Annotated in this window: 20 protein-coding genes; 14 read left to right on the top strand and 6 right to left on the bottom strand. The window is 67.5% G+C overall.

Annotation, left to right across the window (positions count from 1 at the left end; genetic code table 11):
- Positions 1–13 precede the first annotated feature (13 nt).
- The 5 genes from rbfA (at position 14) to ABEA07_RS14065 (ending at position 4627) form a co-directional block, all read left to right on the top strand.
- Positions 14–385, top strand: a complete 372-nt coding sequence (gene rbfA, locus ABEA07_RS14085) for a 30S ribosome-binding factor RbfA (RefSeq protein WP_345538587.1) — start codon at positions 14–16, stop codon at positions 383–385.
- Between the two features lie 2 nt (positions 386–387).
- A complete protein-coding gene (gene truB / locus ABEA07_RS14080) occupies positions 388–1332 on the top strand; it encodes a tRNA pseudouridine(55) synthase TruB (protein ID WP_345538586.1) in 945 nt (314 codons plus the stop codon).
- A complete protein-coding gene (gene typA, locus ABEA07_RS14075; protein ID WP_345538584.1) occupies positions 1329–3164 on the top strand; it encodes a translational GTPase TypA in 1836 nt (611 codons plus the stop codon). The genes truB and typA overlap by 4 nt, the downstream gene beginning before the upstream one ends.
- Before the next feature lie 83 nt (positions 3165–3247).
- On the top strand, positions 3248–4117 hold the full coding sequence (locus ABEA07_RS14070; protein WP_425584135.1) for a DMT family transporter: 870 nt from the start codon (positions 3248–3250) through the stop codon (positions 4115–4117).
- 72 nt (positions 4118–4189) lie between these two features.
- Positions 4190–4627, top strand: coding sequence for a YXWGXW repeat-containing protein (locus ABEA07_RS14065; RefSeq protein ID WP_345538582.1), 438 nt, complete (start codon positions 4190–4192; stop codon positions 4625–4627).
- A gap of 21 nt (positions 4628–4648) precedes the next feature.
- On the opposite strand, the gene ABEA07_RS14060 is transcribed toward ABEA07_RS14065, so the two are convergent.
- The 5 genes from ABEA07_RS14060 to smpB all read right to left on the bottom strand — a co-directional run bounded on the left by ABEA07_RS14060 (position 4649) and on the right by smpB (position 7511).
- Complete coding sequence (locus ABEA07_RS14060; protein WP_345538581.1) at positions 4649–5038, bottom strand: COG4315 family predicted lipoprotein; 390 nt, start codon at positions 5036–5038, stop codon at positions 4649–4651.
- Between the two features lie 51 nt (positions 5039–5089).
- Positions 5090–5821, bottom strand: a complete 732-nt coding sequence (locus ABEA07_RS14055; protein ID WP_345538580.1) for an anti-sigma factor family protein — start codon at positions 5819–5821, stop codon at positions 5090–5092.
- Positions 5822–5832: 11 nt separating this feature from the next.
- Positions 5833–6342, bottom strand: coding sequence for a sigma-70 family RNA polymerase sigma factor (locus tag ABEA07_RS14050; RefSeq protein ID WP_345538578.1), 510 nt, complete (start codon positions 6340–6342; stop codon positions 5833–5835).
- 101 nt (positions 6343–6443) lie between these two features.
- Positions 6444–7019: an LbetaH domain-containing protein gene (locus ABEA07_RS14045; protein WP_345538576.1), complete on the bottom strand. Its 576-nt coding sequence runs from the start codon at positions 7017–7019 to the stop codon at positions 6444–6446.
- Between the two features lie 15 nt (positions 7020–7034).
- Positions 7035–7511 carry an SsrA-binding protein SmpB gene (gene smpB, locus ABEA07_RS14040; protein WP_345538575.1) on the bottom strand — a complete coding sequence of 159 codons (477 nt, stop codon included), beginning with the start codon at positions 7509–7511 and terminating at the stop codon, positions 7035–7037.
- A gap of 207 nt (positions 7512–7718) precedes the next feature.
- Between smpB and ABEA07_RS14035 the strand changes: the two genes are divergently transcribed.
- Positions 7719–8159 (top strand): type II toxin-antitoxin system RatA family toxin, encoded by a 441-nt coding sequence (locus ABEA07_RS14035; RefSeq protein ID WP_345538573.1) that lies wholly within the window; start codon positions 7719–7721, stop codon positions 8157–8159.
- 5 nt (positions 8160–8164) lie between these two features.
- On the top strand, positions 8165–8497 hold the full coding sequence (locus ABEA07_RS14030) for an RnfH family protein (RefSeq protein ID WP_345538571.1): 333 nt from the start codon (positions 8165–8167) through the stop codon (positions 8495–8497).
- A gap of 67 nt (positions 8498–8564) precedes the next feature.
- On the opposite strand, the gene ABEA07_RS14025 is transcribed toward ABEA07_RS14030, so the two are convergent.
- Positions 8565–9089: a DUF4124 domain-containing protein gene (locus ABEA07_RS14025; protein ID WP_345538569.1), complete on the bottom strand. Its 525-nt coding sequence runs from the start codon at positions 9087–9089 to the stop codon at positions 8565–8567.
- Between the two features lie 199 nt (positions 9090–9288).
- Between ABEA07_RS14025 and guaB the strand changes: the two genes are divergently transcribed.
- From guaB to ABEA07_RS13990, 7 genes are all read left to right on the top strand, one after another.
- Entirely contained in the window at positions 9289–10758 is a 1470-nt protein-coding gene (gene guaB, locus ABEA07_RS14020) for an IMP dehydrogenase (protein WP_345538568.1), read from the top strand.
- A gap of 70 nt (positions 10759–10828) precedes the next feature.
- Complete coding sequence (locus ABEA07_RS14015; RefSeq protein ID WP_345538567.1) at positions 10829–11098, top strand: type II toxin-antitoxin system prevent-host-death family antitoxin; 270 nt, start codon at positions 10829–10831, stop codon at positions 11096–11098.
- The gene (locus ABEA07_RS14010) at positions 11095–11517 is read left to right on the top strand and encodes a type II toxin-antitoxin system VapC family toxin (RefSeq protein WP_345538566.1); all 423 of its coding nucleotides are present in this window, start codon (positions 11095–11097) and stop codon (positions 11515–11517) included. The genes ABEA07_RS14015 and ABEA07_RS14010 overlap by 4 nt, the downstream gene beginning before the upstream one ends.
- Positions 11518–11527: 10 nt before the next feature.
- Complete coding sequence (guaA, locus tag ABEA07_RS14005) at positions 11528–13141, top strand: glutamine-hydrolyzing GMP synthase (protein ID WP_345538564.1); 1614 nt, start codon at positions 11528–11530, stop codon at positions 13139–13141.
- 225 nt (positions 13142–13366) lie between these two features.
- Positions 13367–14278 carry a LysR substrate-binding domain-containing protein gene (locus ABEA07_RS14000; RefSeq protein WP_345538563.1) on the top strand — a complete coding sequence of 304 codons (912 nt, stop codon included), beginning with the start codon at positions 13367–13369 and terminating at the stop codon, positions 14276–14278.
- A gap of 108 nt (positions 14279–14386) precedes the next feature.
- Positions 14387–15592: a CaiB/BaiF CoA transferase family protein gene (locus ABEA07_RS13995; protein WP_345538562.1), complete on the top strand. Its 1206-nt coding sequence runs from the start codon at positions 14387–14389 to the stop codon at positions 15590–15592.
- A gap of 15 nt (positions 15593–15607) precedes the next feature.
- Entirely contained in the window at positions 15608–16411 is an 804-nt protein-coding gene (locus ABEA07_RS13990) for an enoyl-CoA hydratase-related protein (protein WP_345538561.1), read from the top strand.
- The last annotated feature ends 18 nt before the right edge of the window (positions 16412–16429 follow it).

Raw genomic sequence — 16429 nt, 5'->3', positions numbered from 1 at the left:
GTGATTGATCAACATGCCTAAGAGAAAAGCCGCCGTCCCCAACCGCGCCTTCAAGGTTGCCGATCAGATCCAGCGTGATCTGACGGAACTGATCGCGCGCGAGCTGAAGGATCCGCGGGTGGGCATGGTCACCATCCAGGCGGTGGAGGTCACGCCCGACTACGCGCATGCCAAGGTGTTCTTCAGCCTGCTCAAGGGCGACCCGGTGGAAACCACCGAGGCGCTCAATCAGGCGGCCGGCTTCTTGCGTAACGGTCTTTTCAAGCGGCTGCACATCCACACCGTGCCCACGCTGCACTTCCAGTTCGACCGCACCACCGAGCGCGCCGCCGACATGAACGCGCTGATCGCGCAGGCCGTCGCTTCCCGTTCCAAAGACGACTGAGCATGAACGCGCCACGCACCAGGGTGCAGCGGCGCCCTGTGCATGGGGTGTTGCTGCTCGACAAGCCGCTGGGTCTGTCCAGCAATCAGGCCTTGCAGAAGGCCAAGTGGTTGCTGCGCGCCGAGAAGGCCGGGCACACGGGCACGCTGGATCCCCTGGCGACCGGCGTGCTGCCGCTGTGCTTCGGCGCCGCGACCAAGTTCAGCCAGCTGCACCTGGACGCCGACAAGACTTACGAAGCCATCGCGCGCCTGGGCGTGCGCACGTCGACAGGCGACGCCGAGGGCGAGGTCATCGCCACGCGGCCGGTCGCCGTCGCGGCCGGCGACCTGGCGCGCGTCCAGGCGCAATTCACCGGCCCCATCCGGCAGGTGCCCCCGATGCACAGCGCCCTCAAGAGGGACGGCAAGGCCCTCTACGAGTACGCGCGCGAAGGCGTCGAGGTCGAGCGCGCGCCGCGCGACGTGGTGATCCGCTCGCTCGAGATCGCCGCCATGCCCGCCGACTGCATCCGCATCCGTGCCACCGTGAGCAAGGGCACCTACATTCGCACGCTGGGCGAGGACATCGGCGAGGCGCTGGGCTGCGGCGCCCACCTGACCGCGCTGCGCCGAATCGCCACCGGCGGTTTCGAGGCCACGCAATGTGTGACGCTGCCGGCGCTCGAGGCCATGGGCGAAGCCGGACGCCTGGCCTGCCTGCTGCCCACCGAATCGCTGCTGGCCGGCCACACGAGCGTCACGCTGGCCGCCGAAGATGCGGCACGCTTTCTCTCGGGCCTGCGCCGCCGTGGCGGCTGGCCGGACGCCGCGGAGGTCGCCGTCTTCGGACAGGCGCCGCGCGCCTTCCTCGGCACCGCCCACGTCAAGGCCGGCGAACTCATTCCCGGGCGCTTGCTGAACCCCATCGAAATACAGCAGACACTTTTGACCGAAGCCACACCATGAGCAATCAACAGATCCGCAACATCGCCATCATCGCCCACGTCGACCATGGCAAGACCACCATGGTCGACCAGTTGCTGCGCCAGTCCGGCACCTTCGCCGAGCACGAGAAGGTGGTCGATACCGTGATGGACAACAACGCCATCGAGAAGGAGCGCGGCATCACCATCCTGGCGAAGAACTGCGCCGTGACCTGGAAGAACACGCACATCAACATCGTCGACACCCCCGGGCACGCCGACTTCGGCGGCGAGGTGGAGCGTGCGCTGAGCATGGTGGACGGCGTGGTGCTGTTGATCGATGCGCAGGAAGGGCCCATGCCCCAGACGCGCTTCGTGACCAAGAAGGCGCTCGCCCTGGGCCTCAAGCCCATCCTGGTGGTGAACAAGGTCGACAAGCCGGGCGCGCGCCCCGACTACGTCGTCAATGCCGCCTTCGACCTGTTCGACAAGCTGGGCGCGACCGACGAGCAGCTCGATTTCCCGGTGGTCTACGCCTCGGGCATCAACGGCTGGTCGTCGATGGAGGAGGGCGCGCCGGGCGAGCAGTGGGGCCCCGACATGTCGGCGCTGTTCGACACCATCCTCAAGCACGTGCCGGCGCACGAGGGCGACCCCGCGGCGCCGCTGCAACTGCAGATCTCCGCGCTGGACTTCTCGACCTTCGTGGGCCGCATCGGCGTGGGCCGCATCAACGCCGGTACCCTCAAGCCCATGATGGATGTCGTGGTCATGGAAGGCCCGGACGGCAAGACGGTCAAGGGCCGCGTGAATCAGGTATTGACTTTCCAGGGCCTGGACCGCGTGCAGACCAACGAGGCCGGCCCCGGGGAGATCGTGCTGATCAACGGCATCGCCGACCTCGGCATCGGAGTGACGGTGACCGATCCCGTGAATCCCGCGCCGCTGCCCATGCTCAAGGTCGACGAACCGACGCTGACCATGAACTTCTGCGTCAACACCAGCCCGCTGGCCGGCCGCGAGGGCAAGTTCGTCACCAGCCGCCAGATCTGGGACCGGCTGCAGAAGGAACTGCAACACAACGTGGCGCTGCGCGTGAACGAGACCGATGAGGAAGGCGTCTTCGAAGTCATGGGCCGGGGTGAACTGCACCTCACGATCCTGCTGGAAAACATGCGCCGGGAGGGCTACGAAATGGCGGTGTCCAAGCCGCGCGTGGTGTTCCGCGACATCGACGGCGTCAAGCACGAGCCGATCGAACTGGTGACCGCCGACATCGAGGACCAGCATCAGGGCGGCGTGATGCAGGCGCTCGGCGAGCGCAAGGGCGAGCTGGTCAACATGGAGCCGGACGGCCATGGGCGCGTGCGCCTGGAATACCGCATTCCGGCGCGCGGCCTGATCGGCTTTTCCAACGAGTTCCTGAACCTCACCCGCGGCACCGGGCTGATCTCGAACATCTTCGAGGGCTACGAGCCGCACAAGGGCGAGATCGGGGGCCGCAAGAACGGCGTGCTCATCTCGATGGACGACGGCGAGATCTTCACCTACGCGCTGGGCAAGCTGGACGATCGGGGCCGCATGTTCGTGCGCGCCAACGATCCGGTGTACGAGGGCATGATCGTCGGCATCCACAGCCGGGACAACGACCTCGTGGTCAACGCCACGCGCACCAAGCAGCTCACCAACTTCCGCGTCTCGGGCAAGGAAGACGCGATCAAGATCACGCCGCCCATCGATCTCACGCTCGAGTACGGGGTGGAGTTCATCGAGGATGACGAACTGGTCGAGATCACGCCCAAGAGCGTGCGCCTGCGCAAGCGCTACCTGAAGGAGCACGAACGCAAGCGCGCCAGCCGCGAAACCGCCGTCTGAATGCTCTTCCCCATGCGCCGCGGATTTCCCCAAGCGGTACAGACGGCGCGATCGTGCTGACGCACGGCCGCGCGGTCTGGCTGATGGTCGCCGTGACCCTGATGTGGGCCACGGCGGGCGTGGTGACGCGCCATCTCGAACATGCACGCAGCTTCGAGATCACCTTCTGGCGCAGCTTCTTCACCCTGGCGGCCCTGCTGGTGATTCTGCCGGCCTGGCAGGGTAGGGCGGTGTTCGCCAGGATCCGATCGGGCGGTACCGCGCTCTGGATCTCCGGTGTCTGCTGGTGCGTGATGTTCACCGCTTTCATGGTGGCGCTCACGCTCACCGGCGTGGCCAATGTGCTGGTGACGATGGCGCTGGGGCCGCTGTTCACGGCCCTGGCGGCGCGCATCCTCATCGGGCACCGGCTGCCGGTGCGCACCTGGGCCGCCATCGTCGTGGCGGGCCTGGGGATCGGCTGGATGTACGGCACCCAACTCGGCGAGGGATTGCTCGCCGGGACACTGGTGGCGCTGTGCGTGCCGCTGGCCGGCGCCTGCAACTGGACCGTGGTGCAGCATGCCCATGCGAAGGGGCATGAGGTGGACCTGGTGCCTTCCGTGCTGATCGGCGCCGCCCTGTCTTCGCTGATCACCCTGCCCCTGGCCTGGCCCTTCCAGGCGAATGCTCACGACGTAGGCCTGCTGGCCTTCCTGGGCGTGTTCCAGCTGGCCATCCCCTGCGTGCTGTCGGTGCTGTGCGCGCGCGTGCTGAAGGCGCCCGAGGTGGCGCTCCTGGCCCTGCTGGAGATCATCTTCGGCATCGCCCTGGCCTGGCTGGGTGCGGGCGAGGCGCCGGCGCCGAGCGTTCTGACCGGCGGGGCGCTGGTGATCGGCGCGCTGGTGTTCAACGAATGGCTGGGGCTGCGCGGTCGGCGGACGGCCGGCGTTCCATTGCCGACCTCGCGTTAGCATCGGGCTTTCACCGACGACGCGCCGGGCAGCCAGTGCGTTTTGCAGACGTTTTCACTCGAGGGAGTATCGATGCGACTTTCCATTCTCGTCCTGGCCGCTGCGGCCGCCACCACTGCCTTGGGCGCCGCGGCGCAGGTTCAGGTGAACATCAACGTCCCGGGCCTGGTGGCGGTGGCGCCGCCGGCGCCTCGGTATGAGGTTGTGCCGGCGCCTCGCGCGGGTTATGTCTGGGCGCCCGGCCATTGGCAATGGCAGCAGGGTTCCTATGCCTGGCGTGGCGGGTATTGGGAGCGCGCCCGGCCCGACTACGTGTACGCCCCTGGGCGCTGGGTACAGGCCGACGGCGGCTGGCGTTGGGTCGAGCCCAACTGGAAGCGTGGTGGCAAGCACGGCCGCGAGGACCAGCGGTATCGCCATGACGATCGTCACCACCACGGCGGCCACGATGACGACCACCACGGCGGCTACCACTGCCCGCCGGGGCAGGCCAAGAAGGGGCGCTGCTGAGCGCTGCGCCCCCGGCACGGATCAGGGCCGCGCCACCTTCCAGACGTTGTTGAAGCCATCGCCGGTCTTGTCGCCGGCCTTGGTGTCCTTGGACCAGTAGTAAAGCGGCCAGCCCTTGTAGGCCCATTGGCGCTTGCCGTCGTCGCGCGTGATGATGGTGTAGGCACCCATCGGCCTGGCGCCGTCGGCAGCCATCAGCGGCGGCCAGTTGGTGGCGCAGGGGCCGTTGCAGGCGGACTTGCCGCTGCCGGCGGCGTCGCGGTCGAAGGTGTAGAGCGTCATGCCGGTCGGCCCGATCAGCACGCCGTCGGCGGTACGGGTCGGGGTGTCCGGTGCCGATGCCATTTTCGACATGCTGCCGCAGCCTGCGAGCAGGGCGGCTGCGAGGATCGAGGCGCTGAGTAGCTTCATCTGCGTTTTCTCCTTGTGTTGAAAATCGTCTTCAAAGTTCTTCAAAGGTCTTCAAAGCTGCCGGTAGACCATATCGGCCAGCCCCAGCAGCGTCTCCCGCGGCAGGTGCCCCGCGAGTGCGTAGCCGAACCCCCGGTCGACCCAGTAGAAGCTGGGCACCGGGCCCTCCGCCGAATAGCGGAACGCGGTCTCCCCGACCGGCGCCGATGCGGCCTTCTTCGATTCCTGGTGCAGGCTGCCGATGTAGAGCGTCAATCGCTCACCGTCGCCGCGCTCGAACATGAACTGTGCCCGAGCCCCCTCGCCACCCGGCAGCAGACGACCGCCGACCAGCGCGTAGCCCTGGGCCGACAAATCCGGCACCTTGAGCGGGCGGTCAAGCCGTTTCGAGAGCCACTGCACCAGGTGCTGCTGCTCGGCGGCTGCCACTTCCACCGGATGGCGCTTCTCGGGCGCATAGACCGCGTGGGCCACGGCCGCGGCACGGACGAATTCGCGCGCCGCGGGCCCCGTGGACAGCAAGGGCGCGCCGTGCTGCGTATCCCACTCGACATGGCTGAGCCAGCCGATGCCGAAGGCGGCCAGCAGGCCGGCGGCGATGCCGCCCCAGCGCATCCAGCGTGCGTGCAGCGTCTGGCGCGCGGCCACCTGCTCCGCGGCGGCCAGCAGCGAGGTCGGCACCGGCTCGTCCAGGACCTTGTCGTGCAGCCGGCGCAGCGCATCGCGCTGGGCCCGCCAGGCAGGTTGGTCTGTGTCGGGGGGCAAGGCGCGGGGCGGCTTCATGGCGATGCGCTTCACTTGAGACGGCGCAGGGGCGCGCGGCCGGCAGCAGGCGGCGGGGCCCCTTCCATCAGTTCCTGCAGGCGCACGCGTGCGCGGGCAAGGCGCGACATGACGGTGCCCAGGGGCACGTTCAGCACGCGGGCCAGCTGCGCGTAGGACAGGTCTTCGAGCGCCACCAGGAGCAACACGGCGCGCTGCTCCTCCGGCAGCATCATGAGGCAGCGCTGCAGGTCGATGGCACGGTCGCGGTGGCTCTCCGCCCCCTCTAGCTGAGGCGCCATCTCTTCGATGTCGACCGTGGCGCGCGGCGTGGCGCGGCGCGCCTGGCTGGCGAACACGTTGTGCATGATGGTGAACAGCCAGGCCCGCAGATCGCTGCCCACGATCCAGAGCTGCCATTTGTGGCAGGCGCGTTCCAGGGTGTCCTGGACCAGGTCGTCGGCGGCCCAGGCATCGCCCGTCAGCGCACGCGCGTAGCGGCGCAGGCTGGGGATCTGGTCGATGAGCGAGCGTGAATCCATCACTGCACAAACGCCTGGGGGGTGCAGTTTATTCCCGCGTGCCGAAAAAATTTTCGCGCCAAGGCGTTCGACGCGAAAAGCCAGCGCAAGAGCAGGCGCTCTCAGCGCTCGGTGCGCAGCACCCGCGGCTTGATCGCCTTGGCGGGGTTGCCGCCATAGACCGTCCATGCATCGAGCGACCGGAAGGTCACGCCGCGCGCACCCAGGACGGCGCCTTCGCCCACCTCCACACCCGGGCCGACGAAGGCTTCTGCCGCGATCCAGGCGCCCGCGCCGATGGTGATCGGACTGGCCGTCAGTTGGAACGTGGCCGAGGTGATGTCGTGCGTGCCGGCGCATAGATGCGCGCCCTGCGACACCAGCGCCGCCCGGCCCAGCGTGATCGGTGCCATGTTGTAGCAGTTGACCCGCTCGGCCAGCAGCGCACGGTCGGCCAGGTGCAGGTGGGGCGGATACCAGACCCGCGCGCTGCCGCGCACGTCGCTCGACTCGCCCAGCCGTGCGCCGAAGAGCTTGAGCAGAAAGCGCCGCCAGAAGCGCATCTGAGGCGGCGTCCAAGAGGCCAGCAGGGCCCAGGTGACGTTCCAGGCCGCGCGCAGCAGGCGGTTGCGCAACGAAAAGCTGGGGCCGCCTTCGAGCGGGTTGGTGTGCTCGGCGTCGAGCGGTTGAGCGGCCATGGCGTGTCGTTCCCTTCAGCGGTTGCGGCTTTTCATGGCGCGTTCGACCTCGCGCTTGCCTTCGCGATCCTTGATGGTGTCGCGCTTGTCGTGCTCGGCCTTGCCCTTGGCCAGCGCGATCTCGCACTTCACCTTGCCGGCCTTCCAGTGCAGGTTGAGCGGCACGAGCGTATATCCCTTCTGCTCGACCTTGCCCACCAGGCGCCGGATCTGCTCCTTGTGCAGCAGCAGCTTCTTGGTGCGCACGGCATCCGGGTTGACGTGGGTCGAGGCGGACTTCAGGGGATTGATCTGGCAGCCGATGACGAAGAGCTCGCCGTCGCGGATCACGACGTAGCCGTCGGTCAGCTGGACCTTGCCCTCGCGCAGCGATTTGACCTCCCAGCCTTCCAGGACCATGCCGGCCTCGAAGCGCTCTTCGAAGAAGTAGTTGTAGGCGGCTTTCTTGTTGTCCGCGATCCGGGAGGAGGTGTCCTGTTTTTTGGTGGCCATGGCTTCGTCAGTTGGGGGCGCATGGCAATCGCACAATCGTCAGGCGCACACACCGGCGCCGATTCTATGAAATGAGGCAAGGGCCCCCAGCGAGGTCTGTTCACGGTGTGGTTCGGCGACACGACGTGGCGCATGGCGGCCTGCGCGCGCTCGAGATGAGCTGCCGGACCGCTTTCTTACAATCGAACGCAGTCCCGATTCGATGTCATGAAAGCAGTTCACAAGTCCATCCTGATCTGGTACAGCGCCGAGCAGATGTACAACCTGGTCACCGATGTGGCGAAATATCCCGAGTTCCTGCCCTGGTGCGACAAGGCCCGCGTGATCGAGCAGGACGAGGGCGGCATGACGGCCGAAGTCGGCCTGGCCTTCAGCGGCTTCCACCACAGCTTCACGACGCGCAACACGCACGTGAAGGGCCGCGAGGTGCATTTGCGGCTGGTCGATGGGCCCTTCTCCCATCTGGAAGGCGCCTGGAAGTTCACCCCGGTTGGCGAGGAGGGCGAACACGCCTGTCGCGTGGAGCTGAACCTCAGCTACGGCTTCAGCAACTTCGCCCTGCAGGCCCTGGTCGGCCCGGTGTTCGACAAGATCGCCTCCAATCTGGTCGAGGCCTTCGTCAAGCGCGCCGAGCACGTCTACGGTTGACGCCGATGCCACGCGTCACGATCGCATACTCGCCTGCTGCGCGCGAGGTGGTCGAGCTGGAACTGGAGGTCGCCGAAGGTGCGACCGTGCGGGACGTGGTGCGCGACAGCGGTCTCGCAGCGCGCTTTCCCGAGCTCGAAGGGGATGCGATGGTGCCGGGCATCTGGGGCCGTGCCGCCGAGTGGGAACAGCCGGTCCGGTCACTCGATCGCATCGAGCTGTGCCGCCCGCTCACGGTCGATCCCAAGGTCGCGCGGCGCGAGCGCTTCCGCCAACATGGTGCGCGCGGCACCGGCCTCTTCGCGCGGCGGCGCAAGGGCGGCAAGGCGGGGTATTGAGGGAGAGTGGGGAGGCCGAGGCAGGGAGGGGGACGGCCGCTGACCGGGGACTCGCGATTGCGACTTGCTACTTGCAGTCGCTGTCGATCACGGCTTGCAGGCGCTGCGTCTCGGTGGCGCGCGCCTTGTCGTCCATGATCTCGCGCTCGCCCTGGGCATTGAGCCGGGCGACGCGAATGCCGCTGTCCATGGTCGCCTTGCCCTGGCGTGCGCGCTGGCAGTTCTCGGCCTTGGCCTGGGCAACCTTCTGCGCCTCTGCGGCCTGCTTCGCCTTTTCGGCTTCCTCGGCCTTGCGGGCTTTTTCCTCGAGTTCCTTGTCCACGCCGGCGGGCTTGGGCCCGGCGGGAGCGCCGGCGGCGGCAGGGACGGCCGCGGCGGTTGCGTCCGGCGCCGGCGCGGCGCTGAAGGTCACTCGCCCGGAGGCAGGTGGGCCGGGTCGGCGGAGGATGTTCTTCTCGGGGATCTCGGGCGGCGGCGCCGTGTCGCTGAAGACTTTCTTGTTGTTCTGATCGATCCACTGCCACTGGGCCACGGCGGTCGTCGCGGCGAGAAGGCAAGCGGATCCGAATACGAACACGTGCGCGAACTTCATGGGCGGCAGTTTAGCGCCGTTTACGTTTAGCAACGTTTTCATGTGTGCTTCCGCCGGGGCGGGCGCGGCATTTGACCAACACCCGCGCTTTCGATGCGCGGCCCCGCCTGGGGCGACCACGGATGAGCCCCGGGTCATGAACCCGCGCGCCGGCCGGCCTTGATGCCGTCGCTACAATCCGTTTTTTGGAGCTTCACCCATGCGCCTTCTCGGAAAAGCGCTCACCTTCGACGACGTGTTGCTGGTGCCAGCGTACTCCCAGGTCCTTCCCAAGGACACCTCCCTCGCCACCAAACTCTCCCGGAACATCACGCTGAACCTGCCCCTGGTCTCCGCGGCCATGGACACCGTGACCGAAGCCCGCCTCGCGATCGCGATGGCGCAGGAAGGCGGCATCGGGATCGTGCACAAGAATTTCACGCCTGCCGAACAGGCTGCGCAGGTGGCCAAGGTCAAGCGCTACGAGTCCGGCGTGCTGCGCGATCCGGTGGTGATCACGCCCGGTCACACCGTCCTGCAGGTGCTGCAGCTGTCCGAAGAACTCGGCATCTCCGGCTTCCCCGTGTTGGACGGCGGCAAGGTGGTGGGCATCGTGACCGGGCGTGACCTGCGCTTCGAGAGCCGTTACGACGTACCGGTCAGCGAGATCATGACGCCGCGCGAGCGCCTGATCACCGTGTCGGAGGGCACCACGCCGGCCGAGGCCAAGGCGCTGCTGAACAAGCACAAGCTCGAGCGCCTGCTGGTGATCAACAGCGCCTGGGAGCTCAAGGGCCTGATCACCGTCAAGGACATCACCAAGCAGACCAGCTTCCCCAATGCGGCGCGCGATGCCAGCGGCCGCCTGCGCGTGGGTGCGGCGGTCGGCGTGGGCGAGGGCACCGAGGAACGCGTCGAGGCGCTCGTGAAGGCGGGCGTCGATGCGATCGTGGTCGACACCGCGCACGGCCACAGCGCCGGCGTCATCGAGCGTGTGCGCTGGGTCAAGAAAAACTATCCGCAGGTCGACGTGATCGGCGGCAACATCGCCACCGGCGATGCCGCCCGCGCGCTGGCCGACGCCGGCGCCGACGCGGTCAAGGTCGGCATCGGCCCGGGCTCCATCTGCACCACCCGCATCGTGGCCGGCGTGGGCGTGCCGCAGATCATGGCGGTCGACAACGTCGCCACCGCGCTGCAGGGCAGCGGCATCCCGCTGATCGCGGACGGCGGCATCCGCTACTCGGGCGACATCGCCAAGGCCATCGCCGCCGGCGCGAGCAGCGTGATGATGGGCGGCATGTTCGCCGGCACCGAGGAGGCGCCCGGCGAGATCGTCCTCTTCCAGGGCCGCAGCTACAAGAGCTACCGCGGCATGGGCTCGATCGGCGCAATGCAGCAGGGCAGCGCCGACCGCTACTTCCAGGAATCGACCACCGGCAACCCCAACGCCGACAAGCTGGTGCCCGAAGGCATCGAGGGCCGCGTGCCGTACAAGGGGTCGATGGTCTCGATCATCTACCAGATGTCCGGCGGCCTGCGCGCCAGCATGGGCTACTGCGGCTGCGCCACCATCGAGGACATGAAGAGCAAGGCCGAGTTCGTGGAGATCACCACCGCCGGCATTCGCGAGAGCCACGTGCACGACGTGCAGATCACGAAGGAAGCGCCGAACTACCGAGCCGATTGATTCTGGCCAGATTCCTGATTCTGGCCACAATTGCTAGAATCAGGCCTTTCATCGGATTCAGGCCAGAACCATGCAGACAGTCTCCGTCCACCAAGCCAAGGACCGGTTTTCGGCCCTGCTGCAGGCTGTGGAGAACGGCGAGGAAGTGGTCATCACCCGCCACGGCAAGAAGATCGCCCGCATCGTGCACGACCCCGAAGCGGTGCTCAGCGAAGCCGAAAGGGCCCAGGCCCAGCAGCGCGCCCTCGATGCACTGCGCGCCTACCAGGCCGGCGTCAAGCCCGCCGTCGCGGGCCAGACCGACTGGAAGAGCCTGCGCGACGCCGGCCGCAGGGAATGAAGCCGATCGTCATCGATGCCTCGGCCGCGGCCGCGTGGATCATGCCGGACGAAGTCAGCGATGCCGCCCTGCGCCTCTATGCGGAGGCCACCGAGCCGAACGAGACATTCCATGCGCCCGCGCTCTGGGTCTGGGAGACCGGCAACCTTCTCCTGATGGGGCGGGCGCGCGGCCGCGTCGACGACGCGCAGGTCGAGCAGGCGCAGGCCTTGCTGGCCGCAACCCACATCAGCTTCGATCCCGTGCCTTCGCTGCACCGTCGTGCCCAGATCGGGCGGATGGCCCAGGCGCACGGCCTGACCTTCTACGACGCCTCCTACCTCGAACTCGTGCTGCGCCTGAACGGGCAGCTCGCCTCGCTGGACAAGAAGCTCGTGGCCGCGGCCCGGGCCTGCGGCATCGTCTGCCTCAGTTTTTGAAGAGCCCCTCATGCAACACCAGAAAATCCTCATCCTCGATTTCGGCTCCCAGGTCACGCAGCTGATCGCACGGCGTGTGCGCGAGGCGCACGTGCTCTCTGAAGTCCATCCCTGCGACGTCAGCGACGACTGGGTGCGCGAGTACGCGAAGGACGGCACGCTCAAGGGCGTGATCCTCTCCGGCAGTCACGCGAGCGTGTACGAGGAGTCGACTGACAAGGCGCCCCAGGCCGTGTTCGAACTGGGGGTGCCGGTGCTGGGCATCTGCTACGGCATGCAGACCATGGCCCACCAGTTGGGCGGCAAGGTCGAGGGTGGCCACAAGCGCGAATTCGGCTTCGCCGCGGTGCGGGCGCGCGGCCACACCGAGTTGCTGCGCGACATCGCCGACTTCACCACCGACGAAGGCCACGGCATGCTCAACGTCTGGATGAGCCACGGCGACAAGGTCACCGAGCTGCCGCCGGGCTTCAGGCTGATGGCATCCACCGACAGCTGCCCGATCGCCGGCATGGCCGACGAGACGCGGCACTTTTACGCGGTGCAGTTCCATCCCGAGGTCACGCACACACAGCAGGGCAAAGCCATCCTCGAGCGCTTCGTCCTCGGCATCTGCGGCGCGAAGCCCGACTGGGTGATGCGCGACCACATCGCCGAGGCGGTGGAGGTGATCCGCGCCCAGGTGGGCGACGAGGAAGTGATCCTCGGCCTTTCCGGCGGCGTCGATTCCTCGGTGGCCGCGGCGCTCATCCACCGCGCCATCGGCGACCAGTTGACCTGCGTCTTCGTGGACCACGGCCTGCTGCGCCTGAACGAGGGCGACATGGTGATGGACATGTTCGTCGGCCAACTGCACGCCAAGGTGATCCGCGTGGACGCCAGCGAACTGTTCCTGGGCAAGCTGGCCGGCGTGAGCGACCCGGAGGCCAAGCGCAAGATCATCGGCAGCGAGTTCGTCACTGTCTTCAAGCAGGAAGCCGCCAAGCTCACCAGCGCCGGCGCCAAGGGCGCCAAGTGGCTGGCCCAGGGCACCATCTACCCCGACGTGATCGAGTCCGGCGGCGCCAGGAGCAAGAAGGCCGTCACCATCAAGAGCCATCACAACGTGGGCGGCCTGCCCGAGCAACTCGGGCTCAAGCTGCTGGAGCCGCTGCGCGACCTCTTCAAGGACGAAGTGCGCGAGCTGGGCGTGGCGCTGGGCCTGCCGCCGGAGATGGTGTATCGCCACCCCTTCCCGGGCCCGGGCCTGGGCGTGCGCATCCTGGGCGAGGTGAAGAAGGAATATGCCGACCTGCTGCGGCGCGCCGACGCGATCTTCATCGAGGAACTGCGCAACTTCAAGGACCCGTCCTCGGGCAAGAGCTGGTATGACCTGACCAGCCAGGCCTTCACCGTGTTCCTGCCGGTCAAGAGCGTCGGCGTGATGGGCGATGGCCGCACCTATGACTACGTGGTCGCGTTGCGGGCGGTGCAGACCAGCGACTTCATGACCGCCGACTGGGCCGAGCTGCCCTATGCGCTGCTCAAGAAGGTGTCAGGGCGGATCATCAACGAGGTGCGCGGGATCAACCGGGTGACCTACGACGTTTCGAGCAAGCCGCCGGCGACGATCGAGTGGGAGTGAAACCGCAGAAGATCTGCATACGACATCATGGGCTGGAGCAAGAACGAAGTCATTCACGACGTCCTTGATCAATACCACCGGCATATGCACTTCCTGGACGCCGTACGCTGACGAGTCTCCCGAGGGGCCCGTCCGGCCGCGCGCAGCGACTGCCCTGGCACCTTGAAAAGCGTGGGCAGGCAGCAAGACGCGTCGTAAGGGCCATCCCTTACCATTCGCGACCGCATGCTTCCGCTTCCGCCACTCAATGCACTCAGGGCCTTCGAGGTCGCGGGGCGGCTGCGGAGCATCACGCGCGCCGCCGAAGAACTGCATGTGACACCCGCGGCGGTCAGCCGGCAGATCAAGGCGCTGGAGGATTTCCTCGGAGTCCAGCTCTTCGATCGTGGTGGCGGGCGCTTCGCACTGACGCCGGTCGGAGAGCGTTACCTCGCATCGGTCGCCGTGTCGCTCAACGACCTGCGCGCTGCCACGAATGCCGCGATGGGCGGCACCTATCGCCGGCTCGTGCTGCGGCTGCGCTCGCCCGCGACATTCGCCGTCAAGTGGCTGATCCCCCGGCTCGCCGGATTCCACTCGAAGCATCCGACCATCGACGTGCAGCTTGCGACCTCGCCCGCGCCACTGGATTTCGAGCGCGAAGACATCGATGCGGGCGTCGAACTCGGCGATGGCACATGGCCGCGCGACCACACGATCCGCCTCGTGCCCAACGAACTGGTTCCCGTCATGTCGCGCGACGCGGCATTCGCGCCGCCGACCCGCCCGGACGACCTGAGCCACTGCACCCTGCTGCATTCCCTGGCGCGCCCGGACGACTGGAGCCTCTGGCTCGAAGCAGCAGGCGCGGCGAACGTCAATCCCTATTCCGGCATGAAGTACGAGACCTCCTTGCTGGCCTACCAAGCGGCTTCGGAGGGGCATGGCGTCGCGGTGGCCCAGAAGGCCTTCGTGGAGAAAGAGCTCGCGAGTGGCGGACTGTTCATTCCCATCGACTTCGTGCTCGACCGCGGACGGCACACCTACTACTTCGTCTGGCCCGAGGGCAGGGAACCCTCGGCGCCGCTGGCGGCCTTCATCGCCTGGCTGCGCCAGGCCAGCGAGGCGCGAACGGCCTCGACGCTCAGCAGGCTTTGACTTGAGGTAAAGGCACCCGCAGCAAAACTCGTTTGCCTGCACCGCGCCCCAAAAATACGCTTCGGAGGTCGCAGTTACCTCGCCCCGCTCGACAGCGTGGGCCGAAGAATGATGTTGAGAGACAGCCTGTCCGGCATTCGCGTGCTGGATTTTTCCCACGTGGTCGCCGGCCCCGTCTGCGGCATGCTGCTGGGCGACATGGGCGCCGACGTCTGCAAGATCGAGCCGCTCGACGGCGAACTGGGCCGCACCATCGGTCCGCCCTGGCAGAACGGCGAGAGCGTGGTCGCGCTCAGCGTGAACCGCAGCAAGCGCGGGCTGGCGGTGGACCTGCGGCACGAGGCGGGCCGCGCCGCGGTGCGGCGCATGGCCCTTCAGGCCGACATCCTCGTCGAAAGCTTTCGGCCCGGCGTGATGCGAAAGTTCGGGCTCGACGCGCCTTCCTTGCAGGGCGCGAACCCGCGGCTCGTCTACTGCTCCATCTCGGCCTACGGCCAGTCCGGCCCCGGGCGCGACAAGCCCGGCGTGGACGGCGTGATCCAGGCGGTGGCCGGGCTCATGGCCACCCTCGGCGAGGAGAACGGGAGCCCCGCCAAGGTCGGCATTCCCATCGCGGACATGGCCACCGGCTATCTCGCCACCGTGGCGACGCTCTCGGCGCTCCACAAGGCACGCGAGACGGGCCGTGGCCAGCACTTGGACATGAGCCTCTTCAATGCGACGGTGATGCTGCAGCACCTGGGGATGGCCTTCCACTTCGCGACCGGATTGGAGCCGGCGAAGCTGGGCAGCGCAGCCCCTTACGCCGCGCCGAATGAAGCTTTTCCCACGGCGGATGGCTGGATCATGGTGGCGGCCTATCAGCCTGCGCGCTGGAACAGGCTGTGCGAACTGCTCGGCCTCGAAGACCTGAGCCGGGATGCGCGCTTCGCCGACAACGAGGCGCGCGTCGGCAACCGCACCGCGTTGCATGCCGTCCTGGACCCGGTCTTTCAGCGGTTTTCCACCCGGCATTGGCTCGATCGCCTGTCCGCCGGCGACATCCTGTGCGCTCCGATCGCAAGCTATGCGCAGGTGCGCGCCTCGGCCGAGTACCAGGCCGGTGGCATCGAGATCGAAACCGAGCATCCCGTGGCTGGAACCGTGCGCATGCCGGGCCTGGCCTTCGGCGATGCGACGACGCTGCCGTATCGGGCCGCCCCCACGCCCGGCCAGCATTCCGCCGAGATCCTGGCCGAGTACGGCATCGACGCGGAAGACATCCGGGCCTTGCAGGCCTGCGGCGCCATCCGCGGCCCATCGATCAATCCCTGACCGACGCTCATGACCATGACCCATCGAGAACCCGATTCGCCCTTGCTCGTCCGTTGCGACCAGCAGGTTCTGACCATCGAACTGGCCTCCGGCCAACCAGGCCATCCACTGACCGTGGCCATGACCGAGCACCTGGCCGATGCGCTGGAGGACGCGGCCCGCCGCACCGACATCCACTGCGTCGTGCTGCAGTCCCAAGGCCGTCATTTCTGCAGCGGCGGCAACGTGAAGGACATGCGCGACGGAGCCGATCTCATGCAAGGCGGCGTGGCCGACGTCCGCGACCGCCTGCGTCGCAGCCTGCACCGCCTGCCGCGCGCGCTCCAGGCAATCGAGGTCCCCACCATTGCCGCCGTGCAAGGCGCCGCCGTCGGGGCCGGGTGCGACCTGGCCTTGATGTGCGACATCCGCATCGCCTCCGTGGATGCAAGCTTCGCGGAGAGCTTCCTGCGGCTGGGGTTGGTTTCGGGCATCGGCGGCGCCTGGTTCCTGACCCGCATCGTCGGGCTGTCCAAGGCGCTGGAGATGTCTTTCACGAGCGAATTTCTCGGCGCGGAGGCGGCCGAGCGATGCGGCATCGTTTCCGAGGTGGTGGCGCGGGATGCCTTGCACGCCCGTGCGGCGGAGATGGCGGCCCGCATCGCCGCCAATCCGCCCACCGCCATGCGCATGGCCAAGAAGCTGGTGCGCGAGTCGGCCGCTTCATCCTTGCCCACGGCGCTGGAGATGGCCGCGTCGATGCAGGCGATCCTGTTGTGCGGGGACGAACACAAGCAGCGGGTCCGCCAGTTCCTCGATGCCGACGCCGCCCATCGATGAAAAGCATCGCTGCCTGAC

It is taken from the genome of Variovorax defluvii, from assembly GCF_039541515.1.
Classification (GTDB): domain Bacteria; phylum Pseudomonadota; class Gammaproteobacteria; order Burkholderiales; family Burkholderiaceae_C; genus Variovorax; species Variovorax defluvii.
This window is presented reverse-complemented; position numbering and strand designations above follow the sequence as displayed.

Excerpts from the sequence above, each read along its gene's own strand:
- rbfA (WP_345538587.1), top strand. The coding sequence starts at position 14 with ATGCCTAAGAGAAAAGCCGCCGTCCCCAACCGCGCCTTCAAGGTTGCC.
- truB (WP_345538586.1), top strand. The coding sequence starts at position 388 with ATGAACGCGCCACGCACCAGGGTGCAGCGGCGCCCTGTGCATGGGGTG.
- typA (WP_345538584.1), top strand. The coding sequence starts at position 1,329 with ATGAGCAATCAACAGATCCGCAACATCGCCATCATCGCCCACGTCGAC.
- ABEA07_RS14070 (WP_425584135.1), top strand. The coding sequence starts at position 3,248 with ATGGTCGCCGTGACCCTGATGTGGGCCACGGCGGGCGTGGTGACGCGC.
- ABEA07_RS14065 (WP_345538582.1), top strand. The coding sequence starts at position 4,190 with ATGCGACTTTCCATTCTCGTCCTGGCCGCTGCGGCCGCCACCACTGCC.
- ABEA07_RS14060 (WP_345538581.1), bottom strand. The coding sequence starts at position 5,038 with ATGAAGCTACTCAGCGCCTCGATCCTCGCAGCCGCCCTGCTCGCAGGC.
- ABEA07_RS14055 (WP_345538580.1), bottom strand. The coding sequence starts at position 5,821 with ATGAAGCCGCCCCGCGCCTTGCCCCCCGACACAGACCAACCTGCCTGG.
- ABEA07_RS14050 (WP_345538578.1), bottom strand. The coding sequence starts at position 6,342 with ATGGATTCACGCTCGCTCATCGACCAGATCCCCAGCCTGCGCCGCTAC.
- ABEA07_RS14045 (WP_345538576.1), bottom strand. The coding sequence starts at position 7,019 with ATGGCCGCTCAACCGCTCGACGCCGAGCACACCAACCCGCTCGAAGGC.
- smpB (WP_345538575.1), bottom strand. The coding sequence starts at position 7,511 with ATGGCCACCAAAAAACAGGACACCTCCTCCCGGATCGCGGACAACAAG.
- ABEA07_RS14035 (WP_345538573.1), top strand. The coding sequence starts at position 7,719 with ATGAAAGCAGTTCACAAGTCCATCCTGATCTGGTACAGCGCCGAGCAG.
- ABEA07_RS14030 (WP_345538571.1), top strand. The coding sequence starts at position 8,165 with ATGCCACGCGTCACGATCGCATACTCGCCTGCTGCGCGCGAGGTGGTC.
- ABEA07_RS14025 (WP_345538569.1), bottom strand. The coding sequence starts at position 9,089 with ATGAAGTTCGCGCACGTGTTCGTATTCGGATCCGCTTGCCTTCTCGCC.
- guaB (WP_345538568.1), top strand. The coding sequence starts at position 9,289 with ATGCGCCTTCTCGGAAAAGCGCTCACCTTCGACGACGTGTTGCTGGTG.
- ABEA07_RS14015 (WP_345538567.1), top strand. The coding sequence starts at position 10,829 with ATGCAGACAGTCTCCGTCCACCAAGCCAAGGACCGGTTTTCGGCCCTG.
- ABEA07_RS14010 (WP_345538566.1), top strand. The coding sequence starts at position 11,095 with ATGAAGCCGATCGTCATCGATGCCTCGGCCGCGGCCGCGTGGATCATG.
- guaA (WP_345538564.1), top strand. The coding sequence starts at position 11,528 with ATGCAACACCAGAAAATCCTCATCCTCGATTTCGGCTCCCAGGTCACG.
- ABEA07_RS14000 (WP_345538563.1), top strand. The coding sequence starts at position 13,367 with ATGCTTCCGCTTCCGCCACTCAATGCACTCAGGGCCTTCGAGGTCGCG.
- ABEA07_RS13995 (WP_345538562.1), top strand. The coding sequence starts at position 14,387 with ATGATGTTGAGAGACAGCCTGTCCGGCATTCGCGTGCTGGATTTTTCC.
- ABEA07_RS13990 (WP_345538561.1), top strand. The coding sequence starts at position 15,608 with ATGACCCATCGAGAACCCGATTCGCCCTTGCTCGTCCGTTGCGACCAG.